This is a genomic window from Aquimarina mycalae (assembly GCF_029906345.1).
Classification (GTDB): Bacteria; Bacteroidota; Bacteroidia; order Flavobacteriales; family Flavobacteriaceae; genus Aquimarina.
Genome location: NZ_JARYGY010000002.1, coordinates 712,671 through 723,735, shown reverse-complemented (window position 1 = coordinate 723,735; position 11,065 = coordinate 712,671). Strand labels below are relative to the sequence as shown.

Sequence of the window (11,065 nt, the reverse complement as noted above, 5' to 3'; positions counted from 1 at the left end):
AGATCAGCACATTGGTTTGAGTACCCGAAATAGTAATAGGTGTAGTGGGTGCTGTAATTGGTTGTTGTTGTGCTGCTGACGGACATAGATTGGCATCACGTACAATGATATCATAGGTTGTATTTGTTAGTCCAGAGAAGGTATTAGAAGTTTGATAGGAAGCTCCATTGTTGATAGAGTATTGTAATGTTCCTGTTCCACCTGAAGCATTGATGGTAATAGTTCCATCACTACCACCAAAACAATTAACATTAGTAGAAGCAACTGTATTGATCACAACAGGAGTTGGAGCAGTAACATTTACTGCTGCAGAAGTAACTGAAGCTGTTGTTCCATCGGTGACAACGACAATGTAATCCCCATCGGTAAGTCCATTTATGGTTTGATTGCTACCAATACTAGCAGTTAGATTATTTTGATTATACCAGTTATAGGTATAGTTATTATCACCACCCGTTGGATTTGCAGTGAACCCAGCAGTATCATTACTACACAATACTTCTTCACCAGGAGTGATCGAAATAGTGACTGCCAGTTCGTTGAGTGTAAAAGTTTGATCTATATTACATCCATTGTCATCTGTTACTGTAACTGTATAACTACCATCAGAGAGGTTACTAATAGCAGCCAGAGTTTGACCTGTATTCCAGGAGTAGGTATACGGAGGTGTTCCTCCTTGTCCTTGTACAGAGATACTACCATCAGAGTTTCCTGCAGTAGGACTGACAACACTTAAAGGGTTTATACTTACACTGGTAGCAGGTTCTCCTACGGTAACAGAATAAGTAGTGCCAGAAATAACTTCGATAGGTAGACATCCATTAGCATCTGTAATCGTCAGAATATATACACCAGCTGATATATTACTTAAATCCTCTGTACTATATGTTTGACCATTTCCTTCCCAAGAAATACTATATGGAGCTGTTCCTCCAGAAATAGATAAATCAATACCACCTGTACTAGCTCCATTACATTTTACAGGAGTAGGTGTCGCAGTAATTGTAAAAATATCAGGAGCAGTTATTTTTCTCTCTACAAAAATAGTTCTTCCTGCGCCATTATTGTCTTTTGCTTCTATTCTATAATCTCCAGGAGATAATCCCGTTCTAGAAAATACTTCAGTTGATAAATCTACTGGTAATCCTTGAGATATATATTCATCAGAGGTATTCTTTTTGAATAATTCATATTCGTAATCAGTAATACCTCCTGTAACTCTAGCTTCAATACTTCCGTCGTCATCGCTTAAGTCATTATTTCCGCAGGTCAAAGGTTTTGGGTCTATCAATACAAAGTCGAATACTCCAACGGTAAAGTCATCAGATGTAAAAGAGCACATTTTACTATCAGTTATTATAACTTGATAAGTACCAGGACTCAGGTTATTTAGATTTTCTGTAGTTTCACTAAAAGAATTATCCTCGGTTTTACTCCATTGGTATGTGTAAGGAGGAGTTCCTCCTGAAGGATTGATATTGATACTTCCATCATCTTTGGGGGCATCACCAATAGATGCATTTATTATTGTAGGTGTAGGAATTGTTATCTCGCTACCTGATTTTATTTCAACAGATGCCATTTCGGGAGAGGTAGGAGTTCCGATACATCCTCCTTGTTCTGTAGCTAATCCTACATTTGTTAACAAATCCCTAACTTTGATACTGTATGTACCAACTCCTCTTGATATATCTACACTATCAGAAAACTGAATCCAGGTACCACTATCATTAATTTCATATTGATAAGATCCATTACCTCCAGAAGCATTAATAGTTATGCTTCCATCATTATCAGTTCCTTGGCCAGATGCACATGAAATATCACTTGATGAAGTACTAAAAGTTACTTGAGCAGGAGAGTTTATAACTAGAGTTGTTGGATATTGTTCGAAACCTAAAGGAATATTCCCGTTTTTTCTGTATTGATATTTAATTATATAATTACCAGCAGGGACGTTATAACCATCATTCTTTGGTCTCCAATTATAATAATGTTTAGTACCTATGGTTTCCAAATCATCTCTTTCAATAAATTTTGCTGGTGATTGTGGTCCTAATTCCCCGTTACTTAGAAGAGGAAAGAGTTGAATGTCTATGCGGTCACCTGCATCAATAAGAGAATCAAATTGAAGTCTAAACCATCCATCATCACTATTAGAACAGTTTGTATCATTCTCAACTACTGTTTCTAAAATAGGACCACAAGGAGAATACCTTACAGAATATGGTGAAGAAAATGCTCTATTTGCCCTACCTAATCGGAAATAAATATCTTGATTTAAAAAATCTCTATGGTTACTTCCTAGAACTTCTTGTATAGTTTTAATGAACTGAGGGTTTACAACTCCTGTGTCAATCCAAGTAGTTCCATTTGTAGAGTATTGCCAATTGTAGGCTTCTGTTGGAAAAGCTCCGCTACCCGTTTGAGGAAGACCAAATAATGTCAATTGATCACCCAAACAAATTTCTGATGGATTTGTAGCAGCGTTCCGTTGTATTCTCATATTAGGAATAAATGATGAAATTATCACAAATCCGTGACATCCATTATTACTTAGAGATTGTCCAAGAATCAATTCAACCTCTGTTTTCGAAGTTGTATCAACATAAGTACATCCACCACTTTGATTAAACTCCTTAATACAAAAAGAATTCAGTCTGATCGAAAAGTTTGGATATCTAGGAACATTGGATAATGTCTTATCATATCTAACCTGAGAAGATGAAAAATCGTCTAAATCATACGTGTCTAAAATAGTATTATTGTTATTAGCTCTAAAACTAAAAAAGAATCCTCTATCAACTCCCGATCCACAAGTTGAATTTCCTGTATATCTTGAAGTTAACTCTATAGTATATGTTTGAGATACTGCAGAAATAGTGACAAAAAATAAAAATAAAAAGAGTACCTTTTTCATAGACTTAATATTTTACTTCGATTGTGCTATACTTAGAATAGGTACCATCATAAAACACTGCTCGTATAATGTATTTGTATGTGGAATTTATTGTTAGACCAGCATCCGAAAATCTTTTAGTTCCTGCTGGTAGTACTTTGTATAAAGAAGATGGTTGATCATTTACAGCTCTGAATAATTCAAAACTGGAAACATCTTCATTTTTAGATCTCCAACTTAGAAGAATAGTTTTGTCATAGGTATTAACACTACCATAAAATCCTTTAACACTAGGTTTTAAAGTAGTATTTGGAATTATTAATGATATTGGAGGTGCAGGAGCTGATTCTAATCCATTAATATCTCTGGCTAAAATTGTATAGCTATAGTATTTACCTTCTTCAACATTTTTATCTTGATAATTTTCGTTTTTGAATTTTGGACTCTGGAATACCAAATTCCAATTTGGGTCCTCTTTTGCTTTTCGATAAATATAATGTGCTTCTACATCCTCACTAGAACTATTAGCCCACTCCAAATGTACAATCCCGTCAATGATTTCGTAAGATTTAAATACAGGAGATGTAGGCGGGATTATATCAGGTTTAATTAACTCAAGTATTTCAGAAGGTTCAGACATATTATATCTCTGATCTACAGCTATTATTCTGTAATATACCTTACTATTAAGACTTTTAACTTTCACAGTATCTCTAAACGTGTAATTTTTATGAGGAGATTGAGTTAATTGAGAAAATTCTTCATTCTTAAGGTTCCCTCTATAAATTCGATATCCCATAAGATCTTCTTCAGTATTAGATGTCCATTTTAGTTCTACAACACCAGTACTGTCAACTTTACCTTCTAACCCAATAGGTTTTTCTGGAGGAATAGAATCAATAGGTTGTACAAGCATAGAGAATGAATCTCGTTGATTATTATTTTTACCGATAGCGGTAATTTTAAAATAATTAGTAGTTCTTAGTTTATCATATGATATTTTTCTAGCCGTTGAGGGAATATTATATACGACAGGTTTATATGCTCCTCGATCGGTCTCTGATCTTTTTAAGGTAAATCCAGTGATATCATCATTTCCTTCTTCTGGGAAATCCCAAGTGAGTTCTACTTCACTATCGGATTTGATGTTTTTGGTTTTAAGACGTGGCACGTACTTTAGTACTTTTTTCCCTTCTCCTACCACAACATTGGAAACCGGACCTACTTCTCCAAAAGAAGAAATTCCTTTGATTCGATACATATAGCTTTGATTGTTAGTTATGGAATCAATGTAAATAGTACGGATGTTTTCCTTTTTTTCTTTATTGATAGTAGCATATGGGATATCATCAAGTTGTTTAAAAACACCACCTTCTTCTGAACGTTCTACAATGTAACTGTTATAGGTGTTTTTCAATAGCTTAGAATTCCAACTTAATAACGTCGCACCATCCTGAAAAACTCCAACAAAATCAACAGGTTCGGGAAGTGGTTCGTAATCGATAATTCCTATGAAAACTCCGCCTTCTTTGGTTTTTAATTCGGATTCAGGAATATTAGAAATTACTTTATATAAGTATTTTTCATTAGGTTTTACGGATGTATCTATATATCCTAAGCCAGCTTTTTGAGCAATTTCAAAATTCTGATCTGCAGCATATAAACCAAACGCAAAACGTTGTTGTTGTTCTTCTGCACGGTTAATTATAGACGCTAATCCACTGCCTCCTTCAACTACAAATGTTTCTCCCCAAAGAGCTTGTGCCATAATAGCTCCGTTATCACTAGTTTCTGCAATATTTTCCCATTCCATCATCGGCAAGGGTTTAAAGTCTTGTCCAATAATTAATTTTTCAGGGCTAGGAAGTGTTTTTCTATTTCTAGAAATAGTATATCTCTCTAATGTATATCCATAACGATTACCTTTTCTCCAGGAAACAGGAGTGTTTAATACCCAACGTATCAAAATCCTATCTTCTTGAGCTCTTGCAATTACCTTAACTTCTGGTGATTGATTCTCTGTTTGAGCAAAAAAAAGCTTTTGCCCAAACAATAGAAGTAGTATTACTATGATTAATTTTTTATTCATTTTTATATTTCTATTGTCATTCTAAATTTGTTGAAATGTTTTATTTTTTTTAAAACTTCAACAGATTCAGTCTAACATTTGTTTTCAATTAATTTGGATTTACATACATAAAATTAGCTGATGTTCCATTGGTACCTCCAGGCAACACATATGAATATTTACTATTGTAATTCCCAGATTTTATGTAAGGAAATATTCCATTGATAACATAATCGTATTGTGCAATTTGACCTTGATATGCACCAGGATTATTCAGATATGCGTTTACAATTTTAAATTGAATATCGATAAAATCATTCTTATAATAAATTGGTAAATTATAGGAATGAGGTAATCTTTCTCTTAAATAACTGCTTTGAGAATTGTTCTCCAAATATGTATGATACCATGTCAACTGATCCATCCCTTTCTTAGGAGGTAATCCTAATTCTGAAATATCACGATCTACAGTAAATTGTGGTTTCAAAGGATAATTTTTATAAACTAATGGATAAATCTCGTTTTTATAATAAGAATCATCTAAAACAGCTTCTACTTGTATAAGTGGTTTTCCTTCTGAATATTGATTTCCTAATAATTCAGTCAAATCGAAAGGTTCTCCATCGGTTACTATTGCTTTTAACTTGTGTACATCTGCATAGAGGATTTCTCTAAGAGGAGATGTTAAATCTTTGTTTTCAACTTTCTCCTTAAATGTATTATGTGCACTTGTTTTAAACTCATAAGATAGCATTTCAATAGTTTCAGGATTTGTAGTCAAACCTTCTATACTAATACTTCTAGTTTCTACAGTATTCTCGTTTCCTAAATTTGTTGCAGTGTAATTCTCTGACGTACTACTTGTGCTTGCACTTGGAGGCAATGTTAATATTTTTAAATTATATTCCTTACTATTACCTAATAAAGGCAAAGGAACCATAACCTTCTTTTGACCTGCATTATATGATACTGTACTTTCTACAGCTGCATCATAATCATCTACAAAATATGAGCGTTGAGACCATCCAGCTTCTAAATTAAATAAATATGATTGCCCTCTTTTTAACTTCATATATGACTGATTATGTTCCTTTGGGAAAAAGTATTCTTGCCCAATTACTGGATAACAATAAGCAATATTAGTTTTCGGAATATAATCTGGTGCGGTACCTGTTGTAAACGTAATGTTTTCTTCTTCCTTGAAAATTTCCCCGTTTTCAGTTACAGGAATCCATTGATTATTTATTTTTTCCTCAAACGTTACTGATACATATAAACTCATAAGGGTTTCAGGAGGTAAGATCTCTTCAGAAGTAAAGCTTAGTAGATCATTACTGTTATTCAATTCTTTTTCTCCTTTCAGAATTTGACCTGTATCATCTTTTATCCAAAAATCATCAAGTTTAAATCGATAATAATGAGTTTTATAATTGTCATCTTCAATTCTAATTTCACTACCTATCTGCATATTAAATGCTACCTGAGGTACTGCAAATACGTCAACACCTGTGATATCATCTCTAGGTGTAACATCTGCAATAATTTTGATATCACCTAATGGAGAACCTCCACTTATAATATCACACTCTTTTCCGAATTGCATTTCAAATCTGAATCTTCCTTTGATTAAACCTCCAAGAAGATTATAGTACCCTCCTAAATACCCACGTATCCATACAGGATTAGGTAATTTAGCTTGTAATAAAGTCGCTGCGCCTGCTTCTATAATTGGGATTCTTCTTCGTTTTCCAAAAAGTTTAAAACTTATTCCCATCGACCCTTTCAGGTAAGCATATATTTGACCGTTAGCATACCAGCCATTGACTCCCAATTGACCGCTTCCTCTACAAACTACATCTCCATAATCTTTGACCATAATGTCAAAACCGAATCCAGCACTGAATCTAGCATAAAAAGCAAGGAAAGTCATATCTCCTGTGTCAAAACTAAATTTAGATCCAAATGCTAATCCGCGACCTCCTTTGAGAGCATTTTCATCTCTCATATAATCAAGGATATCAGAATCCAACCCAAGAATTTCTGCTACTTCTGGAGGAGGAGGAGGAGAGGCAGGCATATAATCACCCATCATAAAATAACTTTCAGAACGTAATGCAATGCTTCCGATTCCTAGTTTAAGACCTATCGGATCTGTAGGAGTTCCCACATGAACATACCATTCTCCAGGACCAAAATGGACTACGGCCCAACCCGCACGGCCACCATTACCTACTCCTTGGAAAAGGCCTCCTAATAAGTCTATATATAGCTCAAAAGTTCCATGAAATGTATCTGCAACAAAATCGAATTCTATAGCTACATAAGCATTTAATCCTTTTTGACCAGTCATTGTGGCTGGATAAATTGCCTTAGAAGCTCCTATTAAGTCTGTTTCCTTTAGTTGATCTTGTACGGTTTCAGACATCGTAGCTTCGTTTTCTACAATTCCTCCTAAATTTTCTGTTATTTCATCTCCCGCATTATTCCATTCTGGTTCCTGCAACATATGTCCTTCTCCATAGAGACTAATACGATTAATTCCTCCACTGCTATTAAATGCTATTTCAAATCCAAAACCTCCATTCACCAGAGTGTCTCCTCCAGCTATCGAAAATAGCATCATAGCTTTTACGGTTAGTCCAGAATTTTTATCAGGGACATAGTTTACTCCTGATTCACCAATACCTACATTGGAACTATATCCATCTTTACGCATTCGATAAGAGGCTCCTCCTCCAAAACCTGTAATAGCTAATCCAGTTGGTACTACTATATTTAACCCTTCTACCAATCCGTCTACATACCAATATCGAAAATCTGTTTTCCCAAAAGTAGCATTGATTGTAACTGCAATTCCTCCTTGAAATTCGGCTTTAACTCTTCCAGCAAATCCATTTCCATATACAGGATCATCTTCTCTGAATTCTACAAATCCATCGATTTTGAAACCAATATCCGCAGCAATCTCTACACGACGAAGCTTAATCCTTTTAAACTTCCACTTTTCAAGCCCATCACCTTGTTTTAAATCCCCTTCTATAGATAAACTCGATGCTCCACTAAATCCAGCACTATCCATAAGATTAATGTTGATAGTAAAGTCTAAGGCAGCAATATCATCTTGTGCACGAATTCCTATTTTTGATATCGTAACGGGGAAGTTTCCAAATTTAACTTCTCCTGTATATCCTGCTTCTCCAATTTGTATGATCGGACTTACAGTCTGTAACTGGAAATTCGTAAACGTGATTCCTTCGAAATCTGCGGTTGCGGTAGCAGAAGTAGATCCACTATTAGATCCTTTAATAGCCATGTTCCCATGTAAGACTGCCTTAGGTTTAAATTTGCCTTGACTTAGTCTTAGTTCAATGAAACTGTTTTTGGTAAGTGTAGCTTTAGCCTTAAAAATATCGAAAGCAATATTGTCCACTGGACTTGCATTCAATACATACTCTTCATTTACAGGATCGATCAATGCATTATATACCAGTACAGTAGTTCCTGTAGAAGTATAATCTATACTACCTAGTCTACTTTGTTCCTTACCATTTTCATCTAAATACTTTTCTGTATGTGTTCCTGAAACTGTTTCTGTGGTTACAGGGAGTACTATTGCTCCACCAAAACCAGCTCCAGAGAGATTTCCTGCTACAAAGGTAACCTGAAATCGATCCACCGAAAATTGCCAACCATCTGCATTACCTTCTTTAAGAGGTAAAATGTTTTCTCCTTTAAAAGTCCCAGAAACACCATTATTATCAATAAGCATTTTCTCTGCTCCAAAAGTAATTCTATTGTTATCTCCTCTTTTTTGGAATTGTTTAGGTAAAACGACTGTTACAGATTCTACATATACTCCACGCCATAGATCTTCTTCGCCAGTAATCAGATAGGTTTGTTGATAATCTTTGGGCCACTGAATATTTGCAGAATTTCTAACATCACTAAAATCAAAAACGGCAGTATTCAGTTCAAAAATGGTGTTCTTTAATGAAGGGACTTGGAACCGAGGCAGATTAACCTCTATTAGAATATCGTTCCAATCACCAGCTACCATTTCGAAACTTGTGGTAACTTTTTTCTTGATATTAGTCCCTGGAATGTTAGAGTTATCTACCGTGTTATCAGCTTTAACAGGAAGTAGTTTCTTTCTTGAGAATTCTACATCAACGGCTAATCCTAATTCTTTAAATCCATCACAATCGATGGTTACATAGGTTTTTTTGTTGAGATCTCCTGTTTCTAGATCAAACCCACCTTTAAGGATCATCATGATCTCTTTTCCTTGAAAAGGAATCCCTACATCTCCTAATAAAACTAGATCTGCATCCCCAAACAATCCTCCTTTATGAGAAAGTTTTACGCGACTCGCACCAAAGAACAATTCTCTTTGTTTTCCCGTTTCGTCAATCTGTGGAAGTTTTAATCGAACAAATATTTCTAGTTCAGAATAATCTTTACCGATTTTGATCTGACTTACTCCCATAATAAATTCAGAGCTACCTATCTCTTTTTTTATTCCGATGGGTAAAGTAACTGGAGTTTGGCCAGTAATATATTGCGTTAGGGTTTCAAGGAATTTGTCTCCTTCGATCAATTCATTGATTACTTCTTCTGCTTTTCCTCTTAGATTGTTGGCAGTAGTGTCGCTTTCAAATCGCTCATATAATTCGTTTTGCCAGAAATCTTGTCCTTCTGAGGTGTTAATGATCGTTTTTAAATCATTTTCAATCTTTACATCTAGATCTGCAAATGAACGACTCATCATGACTGGAGGTAACACCGGAGTTGTTGTTTCTTCAGAAACAGGCTTCTTAGTATCCTTATCTCCTGTACTTGCCTCGATGTGGAAGGATAGGAGTAAGGTTAGTATAAGTAGGTAGTATTTTTTCATATACTTAGTTTTATTTGAGACTTTGATAAACTTAGTCTGACATTTATTTTGTTCTTTTTTATATCATACTCCCATAGAGTATTTATTTTTTGGATCAAATCGATTGATATTTATATTCTTTATATGTGTTAATTTCTATGCTGATTTCTTTTTTTTTAAATTTTAAAGAGTTTTAGCTCTCTCATGCGCAAAAGATTAATCAAAATGATCCATCGAGTATAATATCTTTATTTCTAAATGTTAATTATTTACATAAAAGCGGTTTTTTCTTTTAACATTTTTCAGTTTATAATCTATAATTACTTTTTATTCAATAAAATATGCAAACTCTTTATCTTTAACTTATTAATGAGATATTGATCTAGATAATATTTTATATGAAGATGCAAAAACCTGAAGACTTCCCTGTGAAGGTTCTAATGTTAAATAATGCTTGTAGTCTTCATTTTTCTTATTTGATATAATCTCATATAACAAGCCCTCGTCCTCTTCTTCATTAAAATCTTGTCGAAATTCATCGAACATCCAATTAGAAAACTTGTAACCTGCAACCTCATCGAAAAGGATATAGATATATTCAATGGACGAATATTTTTGTATTCCCAATAATAACTGCTTCTTTTTGTTACAGTATGCCCACTCACATTCATAACCACCGTTCAATCTAAAATCTGCATCCTTTGCAATAAGTAATTTAATGTTCATGTTTCTCGCATTTTAAATATTAAAAATGTTTCTTCTAATTTCTTCAAAATCACTTCTTAAAGTAATTTCTTCTCTATTTGTTAAAACCTCAATCGGGTTACTTAGAATATGCCAGTATTCTTTGTTATTTATTTGAAGAAAATAATGTTTCAATTTTTCTTGAATTACCTCTTCAGGGATTAAATAGGGCGTTTTTTTTCTATGCTCATTTACTAAACCTTTCCATACTTCTGATTCTAATTCATATAAATTACATGATTCAAAATTTAAAGGAACAGATAGGATAACGCGATTATTTTCATCCAACAAATCAGGTGAAGATCCTAGTTGTATACCGAAACAATTATCAAAAAATAATATTTCATTTCTTATTTTAATATATGCTTTTTGTTCAGTAGAAAAGTCATCATAATCTGGCCCAATAATACTAAAAGAATGGGAAATATTTTTTTTCAATTCTGGCCTTTCTAAAATCAATTTTATATTTAGTTTATTCATT

General features: G+C 33.9%; 5 protein-coding genes. All 5 read right to left on the bottom strand.

Annotated features, from left to right (window positions below; translation table 11 throughout):
• Nucleotides 1–2,920, bottom strand: a 2,920-nt coding sequence (locus tag QBK95_RS07775; RefSeq protein WP_280932275.1) for a SprB repeat-containing protein, incomplete at its 3' end; no start/stop codon positions are given.
• 4 nt (nt 2,921–2,924) lie between these two features.
• On the bottom strand, nt 2,925–4,988 hold the full coding sequence (locus tag QBK95_RS07770) for a fibronectin type III domain-containing protein (protein ID WP_280932273.1): 2,064 nt from the start codon (nt 4,986–4,988) through the stop codon (nt 2,925–2,927).
• A gap of 88 nt (nt 4,989–5,076) precedes the next feature.
• Nucleotides 5,077–9,861: a hypothetical protein gene (locus QBK95_RS07765; protein ID WP_280932271.1), complete on the bottom strand. Its 4,785-nt coding sequence runs from the start codon at nt 9,859–9,861 to the stop codon at nt 5,077–5,079.
• Nucleotides 9,862–10,206: 345 nt separating this feature from the next.
• The gene (locus tag QBK95_RS07760) at nt 10,207–10,566 is read right to left on the bottom strand and encodes a hypothetical protein (RefSeq protein WP_280932269.1); all 360 of its coding nucleotides are present in this window, start codon (nt 10,564–10,566) and stop codon (nt 10,207–10,209) included.
• 12 nt (nt 10,567–10,578) lie between these two features.
• Nucleotides 10,579–11,064, bottom strand: a complete 486-nt coding sequence (locus tag QBK95_RS07755; protein WP_280932267.1) for a hypothetical protein — start codon at nt 11,062–11,064, stop codon at nt 10,579–10,581.
• Between the last annotated feature and the right edge of the window lies 1 nt (nt 11,065).